This is a genomic window from Legionella stuttgartensis, from assembly GCF_977063405.2.
Genome location: NZ_CDRUHA020000110.1, coordinates 179,278 through 201,029 on the forward strand (window position 1 = coordinate 179,278; position 21,752 = coordinate 201,029).

Below are 21,752 nucleotides of genomic sequence, written 5' to 3' on the forward strand. Positions count from 1 at the left end.
TAATCGAGTTAACCCTGGACTTCGGCTACACCTAGCTCCCCTATCTTCTTAAATAAACCCTATACTCTGCACAGTTATTTTAAGGTACTATGAAATCGTTCAACTTTAATAGGAGATTATGTTGAAAAGGATCTGTTTTTTAATGATATTTTTTGTTTCTCAAGCAATAAGTTCTGTATTTAGTTCAGAGGACGTTCAAAAACTAAGACAACATTTTTTTGCCAATATTCAATCTAATGGAGCAATAGTAGCAGCTCCTTCCAAGCAAAATCCAGATTACTATTATGATTGGATTCGCGACTCGGCGATTGCCATGACATTAATTGAAACCTGGTATGAATCCACCCATGCGTTTGGATATAAAGAACGCTTATTTAATTATATTTCTTGGAGCCAAAAGCTTCAGCATCAATATGATCCATTACCCGGACAAGATATATTGGGAGAACCCAAATTTTATATTAATGGTTATCCTTTTGATGGTTCTTGGGGCAGACCACAAAATGATGGGCCAGCCCTAAGAGCCTCTGTTCTAATTCGTTTTGCCCAACAATTATTAGATGATGATGAAACAGAATATGTACAGGCCAATCTTTATAATAACAATTTGGATCCAAATTCAATGGGCGTTATCAAAATGGATTTGGAGTACACTGCCCATCACTGGTCTGATAAAAATTATGATCTTTGGGAAGAAGCGTATGGATATCATTTCTTTACTGCCATGGCTCAACAAAAAGCACTCTATGAAGGCGCAGCCCTTGCTCGTAGACTCAACGATAATGAAGCGGCAGTTTATTATGAACAACAAGCCAAACTGATAGACATACGTCTAACACAGCATTTGGATCCAGTGCATAAAACAATTCAAGCAACGCTTTTTCCCCATCCAGGTCCTCAAAAAACCTTAGAGCTTGATTCCTCTATAATCCTGGGCATTTTATTTAATCTTCAAAAAGATGGTGCTTTAGCTCCAGATAGCATCTACGTCCAAAATACAGTAGAAGCTTTGTATGAACAATTTAATTCAATGTTTCCCATTAATAAAAATCATTCAGGAGAAATTTTATTTGGTCGTTATCCCGGAGATACCTACGATGGATATCAAACCAATAGCATAGGTAATCCCTGGTTTATTTTAACTGCGACTATGGCTGAATATTACTATACGCTGGCTGATCATTTACCTTTAAACAAAATAAATAAATCAACCATAGTGAAACACATCCAAGTTGGTGATAATTATTTGAAACTTATAAAAAAATATGGCAAAGACATGAAACTAAGTGAGCAAATTAATTTAAATACCGGAGTCCAACAAGGAGCGTCATCGCTAACTTGGAGTTATGTAGCTGTTTTACGTGCGATTGAGTTAAGAGATAAATTAACCAATAAATTAAAATAATCTTCGATGAAATTCTTCACTAGCCAATGATTTTTGAAAACATTGGCTAGTTTTTTTCTACTCTATTTTAAGTAGATGTCAAATAAGACGGTTCTTTTTTATCAACCTCTTCTATCGGAAGTACCTCTTCTCGTCCTAATAAACGCAGTGGCTTACCTGATACAATGTAATTCTCAATTTGCTCCAAACTGATGCCTTTTGTCTCAGGCATATAAAAATAGGTATATATAAGGCCTAAAAGACAAACCACTGCATACACTGCAAAAGTATATTCAATACCCAACATTTTTTCTAATAGAGGGAAACTAAAAATAACGATTGTATTGAAAGTCCAGTTGCTCATAGCAGAGAAACCCATTCCCGCTCCACGCACATGAAGGGGAAATATTTCTGCCATTGCAATATGTGGTATTGGCCCCAAACTCACTGCAAAAGAGAAAATATAAAGAATGAGACAAGCAACTGATAAATATGGTAGCCAAGTGACTTGATATCCTGAAAACATGCATAAGGACAACAAACTGAAACACATGCCGGAGAAACCAAACAACAGGAGTTTACGACGGCCTATTTTATCAACGCTAAGCATCGCAATAATGGTCACCAGTAAATTAACTATACCAATGCCAATGGTTGCCAATATTTGTCCGGTAGTACTATTCATTCCTAAATTTTTAAAAATTTCGGGTGCAAAATAGATAACTACATTAATTCCACTCAATTGTTGTAAACAAAATAGCATTGTACCTAACATCAAAACCGGTAATAAGGGACTTTTAAACAGCAACAGCCAGCTTCCCTTTTTGGGTTCATTAGCCAAGGTCATTTCGATATCCATCAACTCATGATCGACTGAATGACTTCTACGTAGTTTTTTTAAAGCCTTGGATGCTGCATCACGACGTCCTACACTGCACAACCATCTAGGAGACTCTGGCATAAGTAAAATTCCGATGCATAAAATCAGGGCTGGGAGCGCACTTGAAGCAAACATGGCACGCCAATCACTGTTCTCCAGAAATAGGTAGTTGACTGAGTAAGAACAGACAATTCCTACAGTCATTGCCAATTGGTAAATAGCAACTACTGCACCTCTTGTCTCATAAGTTGCTGTTTCTGCTAAATACAAGGGAGCCATTACTGAAGCCATACCAATAGCAAGGCCAAGAACTAATCGTGAAATAATGAGTATAGTAATTGAATCCGCAAATCCAGCCCCTAATGCACCTAAAAAAAACAACACGCCTGAAAAAGACAGTAAGGTGCGACGACCAAAACGTTTCACGCCTCTTGATGCGGTAATCGCACCAATCAACATAGATCCGAACAAAGCTCCAAATGGCAATGCTGAAGCCATTACCCCAACATGGGTAGCACTTAAGTCAAAATGATTTTTGACCAATTCTATAGAACCCGCAATAATTCCCTCATCATAGCCAAACAAAAAACCAGCGACCGAACCGATAATTGCAACAATCCATGGCATATTTAACTCCTTGATCGATAATCCAAAATTTGGGTATGAACAACCTTATCCCTAAATCATCAGGCTACTCTTTATCTACTCCCATCCTCGTACGCTCTGACGCGCCGAAAGAGATAAATCAGTAATTAATGCCCAATCGCCTTTTTTAATTGCTTCGTCGGGAACAATCCATGAGCCGCCAACACAGGAAACATTGGGCAATGCCAGATAATCTGAAAAATTCCCCTCATTAATCCCCCCTGTTGGACAAAATTTTGCTTGGGGAAAAGGACCATGCATCGCCCGTAGCATATTAGCCCCCCCCGCAGCAGTTGCAGGAAAAAATTTAAAATGGGTATAACCCAAAATTAATCCTTCCATTAGTTCAGATACACTGGATACACCAGGTATTAATGGGATGCTGGAAGTACATCCAGCAGTAAGGAGGGCTTGTGTTTTTCCAGGGCTTAATGCAAATTTGGCACCGATGTCTGCAACCTGCTCTAATTGTTCTGGGGTAGTTACTGTTCCCACCCCAATTAACGCCTCAGGGAAGGTATCCAGAAGTAACTTAACGGCATCTAAGGCAATTGGCGTTCTAAGTGCAACCTCGATTATATGGATACCACCTGCAAATAACGCTGTAGCTAAAGGCAGAGCATGCTCTATTTCTTTAATTACAACAACTGGGATAACAGGTGATGTACAAAATACAACTTCCGGCCGCACCATCCAATTTGGAAACGACATGAACCTCTCCTTATAGTCGACAGTAGTCTAGATGGACAAAATGTAATCATGGATTAGAAATAGGATATATCTTTATGGTTCTAAGTTAAGAGTATTTTCCTATTACCTCCCCGCCTACGTCCCTCGCCTTGTTCGCGGGATCCAGTCACGAAGCCTACATTCCTTGGTTTCCGCGAACAAGGCGCGGAACGTAGGCTTTAGGGGAGTATCTTAACTTAGTGTCATTAGGATATATCTGATTATTCTCATTTTTATCTAGGCTACGATTGTTTTAAATAAACTGCAGCCCCTAATATCCCGGGCTGCTCGGCTGTAATCACATAGGTCGGGATTTTCGCATTAAAATCGCTAAAACGCCCTTTTTCTTCAAAGCGAGTTCTAAAATCACTGTCATGCAACAATGAAATTAATCGAGGCACAATGCCACCTGCGATATAAACACCGCCAAAGGCAGCAAAAATTAATGCGAGGTCTCCAGCATAAGAACCTAAAATTGCGAAAAATTGTGCTACTGTCGCCTCAGCAACAGGACATTGTTGTGCTAAAGCCAAAGCAATAATTTCCGATGCTGTAAGAGGACCTGTCTCTTTTTGATGCAAAGTAGCTAGTGCGTGATATAAATTTTCCAAACCCTGGCCTGATAACAAGCGCTCATAGGATACATGTTCATATTTTCGTCGGAGATAACGATAAATAAACCACTCTTGCTCCGTTTTTGCACCCCAACTAATGTGTCCTCCCTCTCCAGCATGAGCAGAGTATCCATCCTGAGTTGGCACAAGAAACGCAACGCCTAGTCCTGTTCCGGCCCCCAATATCGCTCTAGTTCCATTTTGATCTGCAATCCCCCTTCCTATCTGAAGCATTTGCTGGTTCGATAAGACAGGTAAACTCATTGCTATCGCATTAAAATCATTTAAAACCTTAAGCTCTGTCAACCCTAATTTTTGCTTTAATTCACTGATAGAAAAACGCCAATGTGTATTGGTCATACAAATCACATCATCAAGAACGGGACAAGCAATAGCGAGAGCGGCTTGCCTTATTTCGTCCAAGCCATGTTGTGACTTATAGGCTAAAAATACGGATTCAAAACTGGGATAAGCAGCACATGAATAAATTTCAATTTTATCCATAACCAGATTTTCTAAATTAACACGGCTGAACCGAGCAAAAGTTCCACCAATATCTGCAACGATCGCATAAGATTTTAAATCATGATTCATAACACGACTCTTTTCCCTGAAACAAACTACATGCTCCTTGCTCAGCTCCTGTAAATTGCGATCTTAAGCTGCTGAATAGTTCTCTGCCCATACCTAAGTAAGACCCCACTTCAGTTAAAATCGCTTTAGTTCTTAATCCTAACTCATAATCTGTAACTAATAATTGCAGTATGCCTTGTTCAGCATCAATTAAAATCATATCGCCAGTTTCAATGCGAGAAAGTACTTCATTATCTATTGCCTCTGGTGTGACATGAATCGCAGCAGGAACTTTACCTGAAGCTCCGGACATCCGGCCATCAGTGACTAAAGCAACTTGAAACCCTTTATCCATGAGCACACCGAGTTTAGGAGTTAATTGATGTAATTCGGGCATTCCACAGGCTTTAGGTCCCTGAAAACGCAGCACCACCACGCAATCTTTATCTAAAACGCCTTCTTGAAACATCTGTTCAAACTCATCCTGACTGGAGCACACCACTGCAGGCGCTTCGATTTTGCTTTTCCCAGCAGCAAGTCCTGAAGTTTTAATTACTGCTCGGCCTATATTTCCGCTTAATACTTGCAGACCACCCTGAATTTTGAATGGAGTTTTAGCTGACGTTAATACACTCTCATCATTTGAACAAGGAGGACCAGAAACCCATAGCAATTGCTCATTATCTAATAAGGGTTGTTGAGTATATCGTTGCAAACCATAACCCATCACTGTATGCACATCCTCATGCAGCAATTGTTCATCCAGTAAAGTATGGATAAAATAGGCCATACCACCAGCCCTTTGAAAATGATTGATGTCTGCATATCCATTTGGGTAAATCTTGGCAACCAAGGGAGTAACGGCAGATAATTGAGCAAAATCATCCCAATTAATCGAATAGCCTGCCATAGCAGCTATAGCAATCAGATGCATGGTATGATTCGTTGAACCACCAGATGCCAATAATGCCACAATACCATTGACAATATTTTTTACATCCATCAATTGCCCTATGGGCATATAATGATTATTTAAATCCGTTAAAGAAAGAATTTGTTGTGCCGCAGCCCAGGTTAGTGCCTCACGTAAAGGCGTGCCAGGATTGATAAATGATGAACCAGGAAGTTGCAACCCCATCGTTTCAATAATAAGTTGATTGGAATTGGCAGTGCCATAAAAAGTACAGGTGCCTGCAGAATGATATGAAGCAGCTTCTGCCTCGAGCAATGCATTTTTATCTACTTTTCCTTCAGCATACAATTGACGAATACGCGCTTTCTCTTGATTTGAGATACCCGATGGCATAGGTCCTGCTGGTACAAAAATGAACGGTAAATGACCAAAGCTCAAAGCCGCCATCAACAATCCAGGAACAATTTTATCGCAAATACCGAGCATAAGGCCGCCATCAAACATATTGTGCGACAAACCTATAGCTGTTGACATGGCAATTACATCACGGCTTAATAAACTTAATTCCATGCCACTCTGGCCTTGGGTAATTCCATCACACATTGCCGGAACGCCTGTAGCAAATTGTGCGACACCACCCGCAGCAGAAATCGCTTTTTTAATTAACGAAGGATAATTCAGATAAGGTTGATGCGCTGAAAGCATATCATTATAAGCAGAAACAATAGCTATATTTGCTTTAGTCATCCCTCTCAGGTTTGCTTTATCCTGTTTCGCACAGGCAGCAAAGCCATGCGCTAAATTACCACAGTGGAGCACACTTCTCTGAGGGCCTTTAATACGTAATTGTTGTATATGCTTCAGATAAACATCTCTACTACGGATACTCCGTTCACGGATGCGATCCGTAACTTGAGCTACAACCGGGTGCATTCTTTTTCCTTAAGGTGCATACAGCACCTGAACGTTTGCATCAAAGTTATTTAAAAAAGCACTCACTGGCATCACCATAGAGTTATGCTCTGCCATTGCTTGATGCAATACAGTCAATTTGTTCTGACCTAATAAATGCAAAAAGATAACGCGACTCTTTAACAATCTTTTTTTCGATAAGCTTATTCGTTGATGAGGGGCTGTCTTTGGGCTAACTCGAAGTACTGCTGCAGCATTCTCATCCAACCCCATACCCAGTTCATCTGAGCAAGGAAACAAAGATGCAACATGCCCATCCGTCCCCATCCCTAAAACCACCGCATCAAAAGTAGGTAGAGACGCAATCTCGTGTTCTGTTTGTTCTAGAGAATGACCTTCGTTGTATAAACTCAAAAAATGAGCTTTTGCTGCATAATGTTGCAGTAAAAATTGTCGTACTAAACGTTCATTTCGATCCGAGTCTTGAGCCGACACACAACGCTCATCAGTCAAGGTTATTGTAATTTTATCCCACGGCAGATCGGTTTTGGCCAGGGCTTTAAATAAATCAATCGGAGTTTTTCCACCCGAGACCACTAAATAAGCGTGACCGCGTTGCTCCACTGCATGGCTAAGAATTCGTTTTAACTGATCTACTAAGTCCTCTGTTAAGATAGAGGCTTCACTAAAACTACGTAACTGCATTTTGCTCACCCCATACATGCGCTTTGCCATTGTATAAACGAATTACTTCTAAAGGCCCCCAAGTACCTGCAGGGTAAGTATAGAGTGGGGTCTCTTGTCGTTCCCACGCTTTCTCAATTTCATCAATCCATTTCCAAGCTTGCTCTACTTCTTCACGACTTACAAACAGATATTGATGACCTAACATCACCTCCAACAATAAGCGTTCATATGCATCGGCAATTCTTTGTGAATTAAAGAGATGGTTAAAATTTAAATCCAGCTTGCTATCTCGTAATTGCATACTTTCACTAAGACCAGGGATTTTATTCATCATTCGTAGCTCAACCCCTTCATCTGGTTGTAAACGAATGATGAGCTGATTAGGAGAAAGTTCTTGTTTTAATTGTTTAAAAACATTGTACGGTTGGGGTTTAAAGTAAATCACTACTTCACTTTGTTTTTTTGATAGTCTTTTACCGGTTAATAAATAAAAAGGAACACCAGACCAGCGCCAGTTATCTATAAATGCTTTGATCGCAACAAAAGTTTCAGTAGTTGAGTTTTTATGGGCACCCTCTTCATTCAAATACCCAGGGATCTGTTGGCCTTTAATTACATTTCCCACATATTGCGCTCGCACCGTATGTTCATTGGCATGGATATGAGAAACAGGGCGTAATGACTTTAATACCTTTAATTTTTCACTACGAATGCATTCAGCAGAGAGACTCATTGGCGGTTCCATTGCCACAAGAGAAAGGATCTGTAATAGATGATTTTGCAACATATCCCTTACTTGACCCGATTTATCATAGTAAGACCATCGCCCTTCAACGCCTACTTCTTCTGCTACGCTAATTTCAACTTTATCAATAGCCTGATGATCCCAATTTGAAGAAAAAATCGCGTTGGCAAAACGCAATACTAGAAGATTCAATACCGTTTCTTTACCTAAGTAATGATCTATTCGATAAATTTGATCTTCAGCAAAAAAATGCGCTACCTCATTATTAATGGCTATAGATGAAGGTAAATCATGGCCAATTGGCTTTTCAAGGACTACTCGTGACGGTTGCTTGGTTAAACCAATACTTGATAGACCTTGGCATGTTTGAGCATAAAGTGAAGGGGAAATTGCAAAATAAGAGATTGTAATTCGCTCATCAGGACTTACATAATCTAATATTCTTGAATAATCTTCGGGTTGTGTTAGATCAACCTGACAATAGGTCATCTTATGAATGAGACGGGACCAAACCTGCTCATCCAGCCCTTCACTGATAAAAGATTGAACTTTAGATTTTATTACCCCCGCATAGTCCGTTAGTGTAAGGGGATCTCGCGCGCAGCCAATAATTCGAGTATGGGCATGAAGCAAATTGGCGCGTTCGAGTTGATACAGTGCAGGAAATAACTTACGACACGACAAATCCCCTAAAGCACCGAATATAATTAAATCACAAGGATATTTTACAGCAACTTCTTCGATCATGTTTATCCCAAACAAGCCTCTTTTGAGGGTCAATACTAAATTGAAAGATTGTGCAGATCAACCCAAATCAAGTTTATCCTGAGAAAATGAGTTTCAATAGGAAGGAAAAAGCCTAAAGTGCTGAATGTTTTAGGACAATCATTGCAAAACCTTATTTTTATGCTATATGAAATAAATAAGATAGCTGCTCTTTTAGCTTAGCTGTAAGGTCGATGACTAGAGGAGTAATTACATGTATTTCAACCTAACCTAAATCATTATTAGGAGAAACCGATGCTTAATAAGAGATTTTCTGAAAGACTAAATAAAGAACTTGATAATATTGGTGCACCCGAATCAAGTGCAGAACGTATTGAGGTATTATCGAAGTTGGTTAAGATTCCCAAGTTCAAAGCGGAGGCATTGCTAAGCGGCGCCACAAATCCAGATGAAAAATTACTCAATGCATTAGCGCAAGAATTCGAGGTAAGTGCTGATTGGTTGGTCGGTAAGAGTGATCAATCCCATTAACAGATTTATTTAAGTTTTATGCGCGCATAAACATAAATTGTCTATAATTAAAGCGTCATGCTTATAAATTTATGGGGTATTTGTATTATGCGAGCACCAATAGATGCATCAACGATACTTTCATTAACGCAACAAATTGGAGACTATGAGAATAAAGGGAAGTTTTGTATCAGCTATAATGGAGAACAAGAGCTGTATCAAGGTATAGAGGAATATGAACAAACTCGCATTGCGTTAACTCAATCCTATATAAAAGATTTTGAAGAAGATCTCGACCCTTATGATTCTTCAGATCCTCAATTTTTTAGAAAAAAATTTTTAGAATACATTCAAAAGCATAATTTTCCTGAATATAAGGGCAATATAGAACAGCGTAATACTCAACCTGAACAAGCCACCACAGAAATGGAACAATTTTTTTGGTAAACAAGGTGTTCGTTTATTCAAACTCGCCTTGGAAGAGGAAATGAATAGTAAAGAATTCAGGGATGCGGTCGTCATCAAATCCACATCACATATTGAGGGGCCGAAATGGAAAGAACGTCCTGTAGTAATCGTTGCAGGTCCTTCCGCCTCAGGAAAATCCTATGCAGCTAAAGCAGCAATGGAAAAAGCGAATCAATTTTTAGCTGCTGATGTTTATAATATGAGTGGAAATGATGTCATTGCTGCAGATGGCGGGATTGTTCGTGAAATGTCGCAAATGAGAAAACTCGTTATTGAATTAGCCAATAATCAGGGATATACCGGTATTAAAGATTTATATAGCCAATCCAATAAACTTATGGATGGCATAAAAAATAGAGTTCGTGAAGCAGCTTTTTTAACTCCTGGATTAGGTGTTGTTATTCCAGAAACATTTACCTCATGGGTTGTCTCTAATTCGGGAAAAAAATTACTGAAGCAAATTGAAGATCTAGATGATACAAAACATATTTTTACGCGAGTGGAAGGTCATGAACAGAGCAATTTTCAAAAAGTTGTTGCCTTTATGGGTTCGAGAAGAGCTTGGAAAACAAAAAACTTTGAACCACAAGAACTGGATTTGAATAGAACCGACTTATCAGAATCTAAAGCATACAATAAAAATGCATTCTCCCTCGGCGAATTCGGCTCAAAATGCGCTGAAGCCTGGTTTAAAAGAAAGAGTAAAGATAAATTGAATATGATCATAACCAATGATCTCATTCTTTTAAAACCAGATCCTTTGCAATCAGGAAACTGGATCAACGCAGAACAAAACGATGCAGGAGTTCGCCTGTTCCCTGAGAGTCTGTATAAGCAATGGAAGGAGTTACCTGAAAAACCTGATTTAGTGGAATATTGCAACTTAAATTCTAAAACGCAAATTACAACATCTCCACAAATGGCCTTTGCTATAGCCCAAGTTAAAATTCAAGAACGGGTTGATGCATGCCATAAAAAAATTGATAGGGTATTACGTAAAGTGCCAATAGATGATGAACGACTGAGGTACCTAAAAATAAGGCAAGATTTTTTAGAAAGTTTCTCTAACTTTTCTCTTAAAAATCTGGAAAATTATAATGACATTACGAACATGGAGAATCAGATTGAAACTCAGCTTCTTTTATTAAGAGGTGATCCGAGCGGAAAGCAAATTCTCACACCAAAAACAATGAGGGTTGTAGATGAGTTTACAAATATGCTTGATAAGACAAAAGCTGAATTTGAAAATGCCACATCGTTCTATGAAGATCACCAAAATACTTCCTTTTTTAAAAGAAAATATAACGAAACTCTAAATGGAGAGCTGGAACAAGAGGGAGAGGATCCCGAGGTTTCGTATCGCTAAACGCTAACTCACTCGGTGCTCTATTGCTGTGAGCTATAGCACACATTAACCATGAAACCGATCATTCGCACTGATCGGTTTTGCATGCTTCTCAATGTACTCAAAAATTTTTCCGGCAATATTGACGCCAGTGGCTTTTTCCACGCCTTCAAGACCAGGAGAGGAATTAATTTCCAAAACTAAAGGCCCATGGTTCGAGCGAATTAAATCGACACCCGCAACTTTTAATCCCATTGTTTTAGCAGCACTGACGGCAATGGCACGTTCTTGTGGGGATAACTTTACTTTAATCGCTTTTCCACCTTGATGAACATTGGCACGAAACTCTCCATCTTTCGCTTGTCGTTTCACAGCAGCAATTACTTTTTCCCCAACAACAAAACAACGGATATCGACCCCACGAGATTCTTCAATAAACTCTTGCACCAAAATATTGGCATGCATTTCTTTAAAAGCGTTAATAATACTCACCGCTGATTGATGGCTATCTGCGAGAATAACCCCCTTCCCTTGTGTTCCTTCCAATAATTTAATAACTAATGGAGCACCACCAACCATACGAACCAGGTCCTCAGTATCATCAGGTGATTGAGCAAAGCTCGTTAAGGGCATGGGGATACCTTTGCGAGCTAATAACTGTAATGAGCGGAATTTGTCCCGAGAACGCGCAATGGCTAAAGACTCATTTAAAGCATACATCCCCATAGTTTCCATATGGCGCAAAACTGCAGTGCCATAATAGGTATTCGATGCACCAATTCTTGGAATGACCGCATCAAAATGAGGCAAAGGTGACCCCCCTCTATAATGAACTTTAGGGCAGGAAGCAGCGACATTCATATAACAATATAAAGGATTAATAATTCTAATCTCATGACCAGCAGCTTCTCCCTCTTCTTTCAGACGCTTGTGAGAGTACAAATGTGGATTTGTGGCCAATATTGCAATTTTCATGAAAAACGCTTTCCTCAATTTTTTTATTATTCTAGAAATTTCGAGCCTTCTTACAACTCGCTCGTATAAATAAAGCCTAGTCCAAAAATGTAAAAATCACCTTGGAGCAACAAAAATATATTTTATAAAAATTGTCCCTTAAGAAACCAACAACAAATAATCCTTCGCTAATAAATCGGCGTGATGTGGCGTGGTAAAAAATGCATTGAGTTCTCCCTGAGGATTGAACAGCATTAAAGCACCACTATGCTGAATATCATAATTTGTTGCATCATTATTTCCCTTTTCAATTACTTTTGCATAAGCAATGCCCATTTCTCGGGTCATTAACTTAATGGATTCTTCATCTCCTCGTGCCCCATAAAAATTGGGATGGAAGGATGTGACGTAATGTCCTAATTTCTCTTGATTATCACGCTCCGGATCAATTGAGATCATCACAACATGAGGCAAATTCTTTACCCCCTTCTCTTCAAGAATCCGATACATTTTAGATAATTCTGCCATAGTAGTGGGACAAACATAACCGCAGTTTGTAAAACCAAAAAACATTAAAGTCCATTTTCCTTTTAAACTCTTGTTGCCAAACGGCTTTTCATCAATTCCTGTTAAATTGAACTGATTAACTTGTCTTGGGTTTTCAAGATAAGTACCATGAAATGTAGACACATCGATTTTTTTCTTAAAATGCACATGCTGGCCTACAAAAATTCCTGAAAACAATCCTGCAAGAGCCAGCAAAACAACTACAGTAAAGGTAACACTCTTAGCCTTTAAACTCATTTTACCCCCTTATAGGAACATACATGGAATAAGTCTCACAACCACTGCTTTTACAAAAATTACTGGTTCATGGGACATATTTCATACCTATTCCTTATAGATAATGATCGATCAATAAAAAAACAAACAATAACATCAAATATACTATTGAAAATCTGAATGTTTGCATTGCAACTACGGGCTTCTCGGTACGATATAATTTATGCGACCAAAATAAGAATCGCGCACCAAGTACTAAAGCACCTATTAAATAAAATAAACCACTCATCCCCACAACAAATGGCAATACACTGACTACTAACAATAAAATGGTATATAAATAAACACTCAATTTAGTAAACGCAATACCATGGGTCACAGGTAACATGGGAATTTGAGCATGTTGATATTCTTCATAACGATAAATAGCCAAAGCCCAAAAATGAGGAGGAGTCCAAATAAAGATTATTAATACCAACAATAAAGCTTGAGGATCCAATTGATTTGTAACAGAAGTCCAGCCCAACAGCGGAGGTGCAGCTCCAGCCAATCCACCAATGACTATATTTTGGGAGGTGGCTCTTTTTAAATAACCTGTATAAATACCAGCATAGCCAATCAGGGTAATGAACGTAAGACATGCGGTGAGTGGATTTACAAAAATCACCAAAATCGTAAGTCCAAGAGTTCCCATGATTAAAGCAAACCATAACGCTTGCCCTACTGAAACTTGGCCACTAGCAACAGGTCTTTTTTTGGTTCTCGCCATAATGGCATCGATTCGTTTATCTACCAAATGATTAATTGCAGCCGCACTTCCCGCACACAGTCCAATACCAAGCAAGGAAAAAACCAACAGCGGCATACTAACCCAGCCAGGAGTGGCTAAATACATTCCGACAACTACCGTCAATAACATAAGTAGTACAACTCGAGGTTTGCATAACTCGAGATAATCACGCCAAGTAGCAGACGAGGATTGAACTACATGCTCAGCGTGCATCATTTTGCCCCTTACGTGTAAAATGCAGCGTACTAAATAATGTTGCCAATAATAGAGCAGCAACCCCATTATGAGCTACAGCAACACTAATTGGCAGTAAATAAATTACATTCAAGATACCTAAAGTAAATTGAACTAATACTAATAAAGACAATACTAAAGCTGCGGTTTTAAGATAACTAAAGCTGCTTCTTAATAGAATCAATAAGGAGAGCACAAGAATATAAGCTGCAGTAATTATCGCACCTAATCGGTGAATAAATTGAATCGTTACTCTTACGTCATGATCGAGTAAACCACCTTGATAATTAGCCCCTACAGGTGAAAATAAATTAAATCCTTGTGCGAAATGTAACTCAGGTAACCATACACCATTACACATCGGGAACCCAATGCATGAGATCCCTGCATAATTTGAACTTACCCAACCGCCTAATGCGATTTGCAGAAACACAATAAGCACCCCGAGTCGTAACCAAGGACGCCATTGCGATAAATCCTGTCCCTTTATTGCACTGATTTGCAATCGAAAACGACTTAAGCATGCAACGATCAGCATACCTCCTAAGAGGTGTCCCATAACCACTACTGGCAACAGTTTCAAGGTTACTGTCCACATCCCCAAAGCCGCTTGAAAGAAAACTAAGATAATTAGTGCAGCAGGCAAATGCCATGGCAAATTATTACCCTGAACGCGCTTGCGTACTACATAAAAACCTATAAAAAAAATTAACAAAGCTAAAGACCCTGCAGCATAACGATGAACCATCTCCGTCCATGCCTTTCTCGATTCGATGGGAATTTGCGGGTATTGGGTTTGTGCTGCCTGCAATTTTTCCTTAGCGCTAGGAAGAACCATCTGACCATAACAACCGGGCCAATCCGGGCAACCTAAGCCTGCATCAGTCAAACGCGTATATGCACCAAGCATAACCACTAATAAAGACAAAAGCACAGCAAGTGATACTGCATACCGTAATAATTTATTCTGCATTAGATTAATCACTCTTTTCTGTTGTATTGAGCAACAACTTCAAATCTTTGTATACATCATTAGGATTGACCTGCGATGTATAACTGAGAATTAAATAATTACCTGGATCAGCTATAAATACGTTTGTTTCAGACAATAAAGCATCTTTAGTAACAACCTCAGCTGCAGATAATTTTGCCACTTTAAAATCTATTTCCTTTAAATAGGTTTGTTGTTCTGGTGATAAAGAAGGTGCTTTATCACTGAGAAGAAGCCACTGATCCACTTGATATAATTTACGTCCTAATGCCAGACGAATTCGGGCGAGTAGATCCAGCTGCTTCATACAGACTTGGTCACAAGCCTCTGGACTCCAAAAGACAATACGCCATTTGGATTTTCCTTCTAAGGCATTCACCATGATTGGTGGATTCAGTAATGTTCCTTTATTAACCCGAGTAGCCCCCAACCAAGAAGGATGCTGGTAAAATAAATAAGCCGCTACGCCCGGAGTGACGAATATTACAACCAACAACACTAAAATATAATATTTACTGGCTTGTTTTTTCATTTTTTTTCTTCAGATTTAATGCTACAAATATAATTAGTATTACCAATGCCATAGCAAACCACTGCAAAGCATAAGCTAAATGCCGCTGCGGAGGCATGGATACCGTTTCCCATTCACGTACAAATCCATTTGAGTCTTGCTTGTCGAGGCGAATAATAAACGGAGCGACTGATTTTTGCAAAACTTGGCTGATCAGTTGATGATCCACACGCTCCAAAATGATCGTTTTATTCCCTCTTTCTTCTAGAGCAGGCCCTAAAACCCATTGATTCTTGCTGGGAAAATAGACTGCGCCCTGTAATTCTAGTATTCCTTTGGGAATCTGAATGTTTGGAAGAACTCGCCGCGTCAGTTCACCAGGAACCCATCCTCGATCAATCACAATGATAGAACCATCGGCCAACTGCAAGGGAGACAAGACATCATAACCAAATTGATGATTGTGATGCTGATTATCCAATAAAAGTACTTGTGATAGATAGTGACCTTTTACCGTGATACGTTCATATTGGACCGGCAGTTCTTTCTTTACTGACCAAGGAACTGGTTTTTGCCTCTCTTGTGTTTTTTGTGCAACAATCATTTTGGTTTTTTCATCTGCACGATGGATTTGCCAGAAGCCAAGGCGAACAAATAACGAAAAAAATAGGATCGCCAGAATTGACATCGGCCAACTTGGGGTGAAACGAAATTTAAAACAGGTTAAACTAGGCATCATTAATTAATTGTTTAAATGTTAGTCATAATTCGACGGCAATTTCGGGAGTATAACAAATGATCACTAAAATTATCATCATCTGCGTCATGATTATCATTGCCGGATCTTTGGCAAGTGGTCTTTTCTTCCTCATTCGTGATTCAGGGAACTCTAAACGCACCGTTAAAGCATTAACGATAAGAATAAGTATTTCAGTAGGTTTATTTATATTTTTATTAATTGCTTTTAAACTGGGTTTAATTAAGCCTCATGGCATTTGATTGGATGGATATAATTATGCGTATTGTATTAATCAGTTTCCTATTTCTGTGTCATTGTATTCATGCAGACACCATAAAAAATTACATGAGTATCGCGGATAATATTCCACAGATGGAAGTTAAAGCAGACCCCCAAGCCCAAGCATGGGCTCGCTCTGCGCGCCATGTTTTAACCATAACTTGTGAAAGTATTGCAGAAACAATGATTCAGGCCAATGAAGTCGCAAAAAATCAAGGAAATCCTGTATATTGTTTACCACCCGGGGTACAGCTAAATGCATTTACACTTTGTGAGTTGATTCAGCAAACATATAAAGAAATCTCAAGTCAGCAAAGCGATAAAGATTCAATGACCGTATCACAAATAGCTTGGTTAGGTGCGAGTAAACACTATCCATGTAAACAAAATACAGCAGCAAAAAATGAAATGCTCCATGTTTCGGCAGCATTAGGACAACCTTCAGCAGAAAAACCTTAACTGCTTAAGGGATAGGAGTATCTGAGCGTAGCCTGGGTAGCGTGCAGCGGAACCCGAGTTTCAGATTACTGGGTTGCATGCTTGCGCCCCGGCTACAATTCGATTTTGCGTGAACGTACACGCATTAATTAGAATACATCTACTTATTTACTAAACTCTTCAAAAGCTTCCAAAGCTTCTGCAGCATACATTAAAGATGGGCCACCACCCATGTAAACTGCCATACCTAAAGTTTCTAAAAATTCTTCTCGTGTGGTTTGTAATTTAATCAAAGCTTGCGCATGAAATCCAATGCAACCATCACATTGCTTCGCAACAGCCAGAGCCATAGCAATTAATTCTTTAGTTTTTTTATCGAGCACACCGTCTTTAGTTGCCGCTTGCGCAAGAGCAGAGAATCCAGACATTACTTCCGGCATTTCCTTACGCATTTTAGCTAATTGAGTACTAATATCTTTGGTAATCTGAGAATATTTATCTGACATTTAAAAAAGCTCCTTTTAGTAATCACCCATTCACGCATATCATTTTCTTTGTTATTCATAAAACAACAAGTTAATGTTACGTTTGAGTCATTATTTTAGTAATGAATGCCCAAAAAGGCACTCTAAGGCCTATTTACATTTTTGACCAAACTGCCGAAATGTAAACAGACTCTAAATTTACCGCATTACTCGGCTCAGAAAAAGATTATTGATTAAGAAACAGCTCGATTTAATGTTTCTTTCGCTAAAGTCAGTCGACGCTCTAACTCACCTAGCTCTGCTTTTAAATGCAAAATTGCACTGGAATTTTGGCTATGTCTGAGATGCTCCAAAGCCTTTGTCATTGCGTGTTGTTGTTCTTCAAGGGTATTAATTTCGAACTCAAGATCGTTTATCCATTGTTGTCTGGTACCCAACATCTTTATGCCGAAGGAAACTTTTTCTTCTGATTTTTTTTTGCCCTGATGCATTTGACATAAGACAACTAAAATATTAATTTTTTGCCTAATTCGCTCTGCCAGATATAAAGCACTACGCTTATTTTGTTGTTTGGATAATGCATGTATATCCGCTTTAATTTCTGCGATACATGCAGCACCATTTGCCTCTGTGTCTAAACGAAATACCCCTTTGGGCAAGCGTTTAATTGAAAAAAATGAACCGAGCTCGCCAATTTTCCATTCCAATTCAGGTAACCTTGCCATTAACTGACTCAGCAACTCATTAGATTCTGTTGGTATGTTCATGGTGCTACATATCCTTTTTACAGAGGCTCAGGAACATAAGACTAATCTGGAACAGCTGCATCCAATATTGGTGTTTTTCCTCTCCAAGAACTTACAAATGGGGGTAAACACATGAGAATTAAACCACCAATTAAAGTTAACTCATAGCGTGCCATGCCACCTACATTAATTCCTTCTGGGGGAATAAAACTCACGGCCAACGTAGCACATACACCAACAATACCTATTCCAGCCACAAATAACATGCCTATTAGGCCACCAGGAATCGCAAAGGCGCGAGGATGATGAGGCTCTTCAATTCGCAATTTAATGGCTGCTGCAAACATAATAAAATACATCAGCATATATAATTGAGCAGCTAAAGCGGTTAACAACCAATAAGATCCATTCACGCTCGGCATAAATAAGAATAAAGCTGACAAAATAGTGACAATACTTGCCTGGGTGAACAGCATAACAATTGGGGCACCTTTTGCATTAGTACGTTGGAAATAATCGGGTAAATTGCCATCTTCTGCTGCAACCAATAATCCTTTTGTGGGGGCAATTATCCAGTTACTTACACCACCAAGCCCTCCTAAAACCAACATTACAGCAACCACAGGCATCATCCAATACATGTGGTAACTGGAAAAGAATGCTTCAAATGCTTGCATAATTCCTGCTACTAAATTGATGTCTTTGCCAGGCAAAACAATTGCAATAGCTAAAGACCCCAGAATTAAGGTGCTTAAGATAATTCCTACTGAATAAATTAATACTTTTGGGAAAGCATTCTGTGGATTTTCTACATCATTCGCATGAACGGTCGCGATTTCAATACCGCAAAAAGACATGATGATTGCAGTTAAAGAAACCCACATGGATTTATCAGATAAATGAGGTACGATACTTGGAATGTCAAATTGGATTTGCAATGGATTACCCTGTGTAACCCAAAAAGCCCCAAGACCGATAATTAAGGACATGGGTAATAACAAACCTGCAAGAGAACAAAGATTACTGAATGCGGCTGACGATTTCATTCCACGCAAATTCAATATCGTAGCCCCCCAAAATGAACTAACGATTACTGCCCAAAGAAAATAAGGGTTACTCGTCAATGCAGGATTAATTAAATAACCAATAGTACCTGCGACGAACGATAGAATTGTTGGGTACCAAATTACATTTTCTATCCATTGCAGCCAAATGGCTAAAAAACCCATTTTTTTACCAAAAGCCTGTTTTACCCAAATGTAAATCCCACCTTGCTTTGCCCATCCTGAGGCCAGTTCTGCTGAAACCAAGGCAGTTGGGATTAGAAAAAATAAAGCACCTAAAACAAAATAAAAAATTAATTGACTACCAAATAAGGCCGTAGCAGGTAAATTTCGTATACTGTCCACAGAACCAACTGTTATCATAGTCAGACTGAAAATTGTCAGTGAATGTTTTTTCTCGATCATCGCATTCCTTCAGTGCAGTTTTGGGCGTGCAGAAGCCTAATTATATAAAAAATTAGCTTAAGGAACCCTTAATAATCGGGCAATAATTAAACAAAATGTTCCTTGATTTTATTTACTAGCCCATAGATTTTTAGCTCGCACTGTAAAATAGCATGATTTTATAAGAAAATCTCTGCCTTTTTTCCTGTCTTTATGCACAAAATCATTAGCCCAAGCCAGAGAAGTGAACACGATGCGAACTTCCCTCTTCAATACGAACAAACAAATCTTCACTGAACAGCAAATGGACTGAAAAAAACAGGTAATTCGTAGCGAGCATGCTTTTAGATTTCATTGTAATAATAACTATTGACTTAATTCTTGAGATTTTAAGTAGAAACAGTACTCCGGGCTTACATCAAATTAGATCATGAGCTGGACAGTTTCATATCATAGCTTCTCTGTGCTATAGTTCCTATTTTTTTCGGGTAATAGAACATGTTTGAAACCTTAACCGAACGGTTGACCCGCTCCTTTAAAAGTCTACGAGGGCAGAGTCGATTAACTGAAGACAATGTACAACACGCTCTGCGTGAGGTCAGGATGTCACTGCTTGAAGCAGACGTTGCCTTACCTGTTATTAAAGAATTTATCGAAGAAGTAAAACAAAAAGCTTTAGGACAGACAGTCTTAACTGAGTTAAATCCCGATCAAGCTTTTGTTAAAATCGTTCATGATGAATTAATCCATATCATGGGTGATGAGCGTGCTGAACTTAACTTTAAAACCCAACCCCCTGCAGTATTTTTAATGGCAGGATTACAAGGTTCAGGAAAAACTACCAGTACTGCAAAACTAGCCCGCTATTTAAAAGAATCTGAAAACAAAAAAGTGATGGTAGCCAGTGTCGACGTTTATCGACCTGCTGCAATACAACAGCTTAAAGTATTAGCCGAACAAATAGATGTCACCTTCTTCCCAGCAGAAGCAAACGAACAACCACTTAGTATTGCCAAAAAAGCACTTGATGCCGCGAAAAAACAATATATGGATGTGTTGCTGATTGATACTGCGGGTCGTTTGCACATTGATGCCGATATGATGGCTGAAATTAAAGCCTTACATCAAGAAATAAACCCCATTGAAACTCTGTTTGTTGTAGACAGCATGACCGGCCAAGATGCTGCAAATACAGCAAAAGCCTTTCATGAAGCCTTACCATTAACAGGCGTCATTCTCACTAAAACAGATGGTGATGCTCGTGGCGGTGCGGCTCTATCTGTAAAACAAATTACGGGACAACCTATCAAATTTATTGGTAGCGGTGAAAAAGTAGAAGCATTGGAGCCATTCCATCCCGAGCGAATTGCCTCCAGAATTCTTGGCATGGGGGATATTCTTACTCTTATTGAAGAAGTCGAGCGGAAAGCAGACAAACAAGCGAGTGAAAAACTAGCCAAAAAGTTGAAAAAAGGCAAGAGCTTTGATCTTGAAGACTTTAAACAGCAACTACTGCAAATGAATAATATGGGTGGTATTGCTGGCATGATGAGTAAATTGCCTGGCGTCAGTCAAATGATGCCTCAACAGGCAATGAAACAGGTCAGTGATAAAGCGATGGCACAAACCATTGCTATTATCAATTCCATGACTCCCAAAGAACGTCGTATTCCCAAACTTATCGTGGGTTCACGCAAGAAACGTATTGCATTAGGTTCAGGAACACAAATACAAGATGTGAACAAATTATTAAAACAATTTGAACAAATGCAAAAAATGATGAAGAAATTTACAAAACCTGGTGGAATGCAAAAAATGATGCGTGGAATCGGTGGTATGGCAGGATTAAAAGGCATATTACCCGATGATTTTAAATAATTCACAAGAATTACTTCACATGCTGAATTAATTTTCGTACAATACACGGCATTTTTACGTAACCACTCTAAAGTAGAGGAAAATAATGGTCGTTATACGTTTATCAAGAGGTGGCGCCAAAAAGCGTCCGTTTTATCATATGGTCGTTACTGACAGCCGCAAACGCCGCGATGGCAGTTATATTGAGCGTATTGGTTATTTTAACCCTGTAGCTCGTGGACAAGAAGTACGTCTGCATATCGATACAGAGAAATTGAGCCAATGGCAAAAAGTAGGGGCACAATTATCTGATCGCGTCAGCGCTTTGATAAAAGAATTTAATAAGAAAGGCGAAGCTGCTTAATA

23 protein-coding genes are annotated in these 21,752 nt (G+C 39.0%); 8 read left to right on the plus strand and 15 right to left on the minus strand.

The features are described 5' to 3' along the window. Positions 1 to 142: 142 nt before the first annotated feature. Positions 143 to 1,405 carry a glycoside hydrolase family 15 protein gene (locus tag ACWTEW_RS36900; protein WP_454782964.1) on the plus strand — a complete coding sequence of 421 codons (1,263 nt, stop codon included), beginning with the start codon at positions 143 to 145 and terminating at the stop codon, positions 1,403 to 1,405. A gap of 67 nt (positions 1,406 to 1,472) precedes the next feature. On the opposite strand, the gene ACWTEW_RS36905 is transcribed toward ACWTEW_RS36900, so the two are convergent. The 6 genes from ACWTEW_RS36905 to zwf form a co-directional block, all read right to left on the minus strand. Then, positions 1,473 to 2,891: a sugar porter family MFS transporter gene (locus ACWTEW_RS36905; RefSeq protein WP_454782965.1), complete on the minus strand. Its 1,419-nt coding sequence runs from the start codon at positions 2,889 to 2,891 to the stop codon at positions 1,473 to 1,475. 75 nt (positions 2,892 to 2,966) lie between these two features. Beyond that, complete coding sequence (locus ACWTEW_RS36910) at positions 2,967 to 3,620, minus strand: bifunctional 4-hydroxy-2-oxoglutarate aldolase/2-dehydro-3-deoxy-phosphogluconate aldolase (RefSeq protein ID WP_454782966.1); 654 nt, start codon at positions 3,618 to 3,620, stop codon at positions 2,967 to 2,969. Between the two features lie 260 nt (positions 3,621 to 3,880). After that, complete coding sequence (locus ACWTEW_RS36915) at positions 3,881 to 4,846, minus strand: glucokinase (RefSeq protein WP_454782967.1); 966 nt, start codon at positions 4,844 to 4,846, stop codon at positions 3,881 to 3,883. Further along, positions 4,836 to 6,671: a phosphogluconate dehydratase gene (gene edd / locus ACWTEW_RS36920; protein ID WP_454782968.1), complete on the minus strand. Its 1,836-nt coding sequence runs from the start codon at positions 6,669 to 6,671 to the stop codon at positions 4,836 to 4,838. The genes ACWTEW_RS36915 and edd overlap by 11 nt, the downstream gene beginning before the upstream one ends. 9 nt (positions 6,672 to 6,680) lie before the next feature. Further along, complete coding sequence (gene pgl, locus ACWTEW_RS36925; RefSeq protein WP_454782969.1) at positions 6,681 to 7,355, minus strand: 6-phosphogluconolactonase; 675 nt, start codon at positions 7,353 to 7,355, stop codon at positions 6,681 to 6,683. Then, positions 7,342 to 8,829 (minus strand): glucose-6-phosphate dehydrogenase, encoded by a 1,488-nt coding sequence (gene zwf / locus ACWTEW_RS36930; RefSeq protein ID WP_454782970.1) that lies wholly within the window; start codon positions 8,827 to 8,829, stop codon positions 7,342 to 7,344. Before zwf ends, pgl begins: the two co-directional genes overlap by 14 nt. 273 nt (positions 8,830 to 9,102) lie before the next feature. On the opposite strand from zwf, the gene ACWTEW_RS36935 reads away from it, so the two are divergent. The 3 genes from ACWTEW_RS36935 to ACWTEW_RS36945 all read left to right on the plus strand — a co-directional run bounded on the left by ACWTEW_RS36935 (position 9,103) and on the right by ACWTEW_RS36945 (position 11,152). Beyond that, positions 9,103 to 9,339: a hypothetical protein gene (locus ACWTEW_RS36935; protein ID WP_454782971.1), complete on the plus strand. Its 237-nt coding sequence runs from the start codon at positions 9,103 to 9,105 to the stop codon at positions 9,337 to 9,339. An 87-nt stretch (positions 9,340 to 9,426) separates the two neighbouring features. Then, complete coding sequence (locus tag ACWTEW_RS36940; protein ID WP_454782972.1) at positions 9,427 to 9,765, plus strand: hypothetical protein; 339 nt, start codon at positions 9,427 to 9,429, stop codon at positions 9,763 to 9,765. A gap of 40 nt (positions 9,766 to 9,805) precedes the next feature. Beyond that, a complete protein-coding gene (locus ACWTEW_RS36945; protein ID WP_454782973.1) occupies positions 9,806 to 11,152 on the plus strand; it encodes a hypothetical protein in 1,347 nt (448 codons plus the stop codon). Between the two features lie 45 nt (positions 11,153 to 11,197). On the opposite strand, the gene rimK is transcribed toward ACWTEW_RS36945, so the two are convergent. From rimK to ACWTEW_RS36975, 6 genes are all read right to left on the minus strand, one after another. Then, the gene (gene rimK / locus ACWTEW_RS36950; RefSeq protein ID WP_454782974.1) at positions 11,198 to 12,106 is read right to left on the minus strand and encodes a 30S ribosomal protein S6--L-glutamate ligase; all 909 of its coding nucleotides are present in this window, start codon (positions 12,104 to 12,106) and stop codon (positions 11,198 to 11,200) included. A gap of 138 nt (positions 12,107 to 12,244) precedes the next feature. Continuing rightward, a complete protein-coding gene (locus ACWTEW_RS36955) occupies positions 12,245 to 12,889 on the minus strand; it encodes an SCO family protein (protein WP_454782975.1) in 645 nt (214 codons plus the stop codon). A gap of 94 nt (positions 12,890 to 12,983) precedes the next feature. After that, positions 12,984 to 13,871 carry a heme o synthase gene (gene cyoE, locus ACWTEW_RS36960; RefSeq protein ID WP_454783071.1) on the minus strand — a complete coding sequence of 296 codons (888 nt, stop codon included), beginning with the start codon at positions 13,869 to 13,871 and terminating at the stop codon, positions 12,984 to 12,986. After that, positions 13,861 to 14,865, minus strand: a complete 1,005-nt coding sequence (locus tag ACWTEW_RS36965; protein ID WP_454782976.1) for a COX15/CtaA family protein — start codon at positions 14,863 to 14,865, stop codon at positions 13,861 to 13,863. Before ACWTEW_RS36965 ends, cyoE begins: the two co-directional genes overlap by 11 nt. Before the next feature lie 4 nt (positions 14,866 to 14,869). Beyond that, a complete protein-coding gene (locus ACWTEW_RS36970; protein ID WP_454782977.1) occupies positions 14,870 to 15,415 on the minus strand; it encodes a hypothetical protein in 546 nt (181 codons plus the stop codon). Beyond that, positions 15,396 to 16,130 carry an SURF1 family protein gene (locus tag ACWTEW_RS36975; RefSeq protein WP_454783072.1) on the minus strand — a complete coding sequence of 245 codons (735 nt, stop codon included), beginning with the start codon at positions 16,128 to 16,130 and terminating at the stop codon, positions 15,396 to 15,398. The genes ACWTEW_RS36970 and ACWTEW_RS36975 overlap by 20 nt, the downstream gene beginning before the upstream one ends. 59 nt (positions 16,131 to 16,189) lie before the next feature. Between ACWTEW_RS36975 and ACWTEW_RS36980 the strand changes: the two genes are divergently transcribed. Both ACWTEW_RS36980 and ACWTEW_RS36985 read left to right on the plus strand, forming a co-directional pair. After that, the gene (locus ACWTEW_RS36980) at positions 16,190 to 16,393 is read left to right on the plus strand and encodes a twin transmembrane helix small protein (protein ID WP_454782978.1); all 204 of its coding nucleotides are present in this window, start codon (positions 16,190 to 16,192) and stop codon (positions 16,391 to 16,393) included. 16 nt (positions 16,394 to 16,409) lie between these two features. Further along, a complete protein-coding gene (locus ACWTEW_RS36985; protein WP_454782979.1) occupies positions 16,410 to 16,871 on the plus strand; it encodes a phosphatase in 462 nt (153 codons plus the stop codon). Positions 16,872 to 17,014: 143 nt separating this feature from the next. On the opposite strand, the gene ACWTEW_RS36990 is transcribed toward ACWTEW_RS36985, so the two are convergent. From ACWTEW_RS36990 to ACWTEW_RS37000, 3 genes are all read right to left on the minus strand, one after another. Next, the gene (locus ACWTEW_RS36990; protein WP_454782980.1) at positions 17,015 to 17,356 is read right to left on the minus strand and encodes a carboxymuconolactone decarboxylase family protein; all 342 of its coding nucleotides are present in this window, start codon (positions 17,354 to 17,356) and stop codon (positions 17,015 to 17,017) included. Between the two features lie 212 nt (positions 17,357 to 17,568). Beyond that, a complete protein-coding gene (locus ACWTEW_RS36995) occupies positions 17,569 to 18,102 on the minus strand; it encodes a hypothetical protein (protein ID WP_454782981.1) in 534 nt (177 codons plus the stop codon). A 41-nt stretch (positions 18,103 to 18,143) separates the two neighbouring features. Further along, on the minus strand, positions 18,144 to 19,550 hold the full coding sequence (locus ACWTEW_RS37000; RefSeq protein ID WP_454782982.1) for an APC family permease: 1,407 nt from the start codon (positions 19,548 to 19,550) through the stop codon (positions 18,144 to 18,146). A 477-nt stretch (positions 19,551 to 20,027) separates the two neighbouring features. On the opposite strand from ACWTEW_RS37000, the gene ffh reads away from it, so the two are divergent. Both ffh and rpsP read left to right on the plus strand, forming a co-directional pair. After that, positions 20,028 to 21,407 (plus strand): signal recognition particle protein, encoded by a 1,380-nt coding sequence (ffh, locus tag ACWTEW_RS37005; RefSeq protein WP_454782983.1) that lies wholly within the window; start codon positions 20,028 to 20,030, stop codon positions 21,405 to 21,407. 85 nt (positions 21,408 to 21,492) lie between these two features. Next, positions 21,493 to 21,750, plus strand: coding sequence for a 30S ribosomal protein S16 (rpsP, locus tag ACWTEW_RS37010; protein WP_454782984.1), 258 nt, complete (start codon positions 21,493 to 21,495; stop codon positions 21,748 to 21,750). The last annotated feature ends 2 nt before the right edge of the window (positions 21,751 to 21,752 follow it).

What these genes read in the sequence shown, in the direction of transcription:
- ACWTEW_RS36990 (WP_454782980.1), bottom strand. Translation starts at nt 17,356, where the DNA reads ATGTCAGATAAATATTCTCAGATTACCAAAGATATTAGTACTCAATTA.
- zwf (WP_454782970.1), bottom strand. Translation starts at nt 8,829, where the DNA reads ATGATCGAAGAAGTTGCTGTAAAATATCCTTGTGATTTAATTATATTC.
- ACWTEW_RS36915 (WP_454782967.1), bottom strand. Translation starts at nt 4,846, where the DNA reads ATGAATCATGATTTAAAATCTTATGCGATCGTTGCAGATATTGGTGGA.
- ACWTEW_RS36900 (WP_454782964.1), top strand. Translation starts at nt 143, where the DNA reads ATGATATTTTTTGTTTCTCAAGCAATAAGTTCTGTATTTAGTTCAGAG.
- rimK (WP_454782974.1), bottom strand. Translation starts at nt 12,106, where the DNA reads ATGAAAATTGCAATATTGGCCACAAATCCACATTTGTACTCTCACAAG.
- ACWTEW_RS36970 (WP_454782977.1), bottom strand. Translation starts at nt 15,415, where the DNA reads ATGAAAAAACAAGCCAGTAAATATTATATTTTAGTGTTGTTGGTTGTA.
- ACWTEW_RS36955 (WP_454782975.1), bottom strand. Translation starts at nt 12,889, where the DNA reads ATGAGTTTAAAGGCTAAGAGTGTTACCTTTACTGTAGTTGTTTTGCTG.
- ACWTEW_RS36980 (WP_454782978.1), top strand. Translation starts at nt 16,190, where the DNA reads ATGATCACTAAAATTATCATCATCTGCGTCATGATTATCATTGCCGGA.
- ACWTEW_RS36985 (WP_454782979.1), top strand. Translation starts at nt 16,410, where the DNA reads ATGCGTATTGTATTAATCAGTTTCCTATTTCTGTGTCATTGTATTCAT.
- ACWTEW_RS37000 (WP_454782982.1), bottom strand. Translation starts at nt 19,550, where the DNA reads ATGATCGAGAAAAAACATTCACTGACAATTTTCAGTCTGACTATGATA.
- ACWTEW_RS36995 (WP_454782981.1), bottom strand. Translation starts at nt 18,102, where the DNA reads ATGAACATACCAACAGAATCTAATGAGTTGCTGAGTCAGTTAATGGCA.
- ACWTEW_RS36965 (WP_454782976.1), bottom strand. Translation starts at nt 14,865, where the DNA reads ATGCAGAATAAATTATTACGGTATGCAGTATCACTTGCTGTGCTTTTG.
- ACWTEW_RS36905 (WP_454782965.1), bottom strand. Translation starts at nt 2,891, where the DNA reads ATGCCATGGATTGTTGCAATTATCGGTTCGGTCGCTGGTTTTTTGTTT.
- ACWTEW_RS36940 (WP_454782972.1), top strand. Translation starts at nt 9,427, where the DNA reads ATGCGAGCACCAATAGATGCATCAACGATACTTTCATTAACGCAACAA.
- ACWTEW_RS36975 (WP_454783072.1), bottom strand. Translation starts at nt 16,130, where the DNA reads ATGCCTAGTTTAACCTGTTTTAAATTTCGTTTCACCCCAAGTTGGCCG.
- ffh (WP_454782983.1), top strand. Translation starts at nt 20,028, where the DNA reads ATGTTTGAAACCTTAACCGAACGGTTGACCCGCTCCTTTAAAAGTCTA.
- edd (WP_454782968.1), bottom strand. Translation starts at nt 6,671, where the DNA reads ATGCACCCGGTTGTAGCTCAAGTTACGGATCGCATCCGTGAACGGAGT.
- pgl (WP_454782969.1), bottom strand. Translation starts at nt 7,355, where the DNA reads ATGCAGTTACGTAGTTTTAGTGAAGCCTCTATCTTAACAGAGGACTTA.
- ACWTEW_RS36910 (WP_454782966.1), bottom strand. Translation starts at nt 3,620, where the DNA reads ATGTCGTTTCCAAATTGGATGGTGCGGCCGGAAGTTGTATTTTGTACA.
- rpsP (WP_454782984.1), top strand. Translation starts at nt 21,493, where the DNA reads ATGGTCGTTATACGTTTATCAAGAGGTGGCGCCAAAAAGCGTCCGTTT.
- ACWTEW_RS36945 (WP_454782973.1), top strand. Translation starts at nt 9,806, where the DNA reads ATGAATAGTAAAGAATTCAGGGATGCGGTCGTCATCAAATCCACATCA.
- cyoE (WP_454783071.1), bottom strand. Translation starts at nt 13,871, where the DNA reads ATGCACGCTGAGCATGTAGTTCAATCCTCGTCTGCTACTTGGCGTGAT.
- ACWTEW_RS36935 (WP_454782971.1), top strand. Translation starts at nt 9,103, where the DNA reads ATGCTTAATAAGAGATTTTCTGAAAGACTAAATAAAGAACTTGATAAT.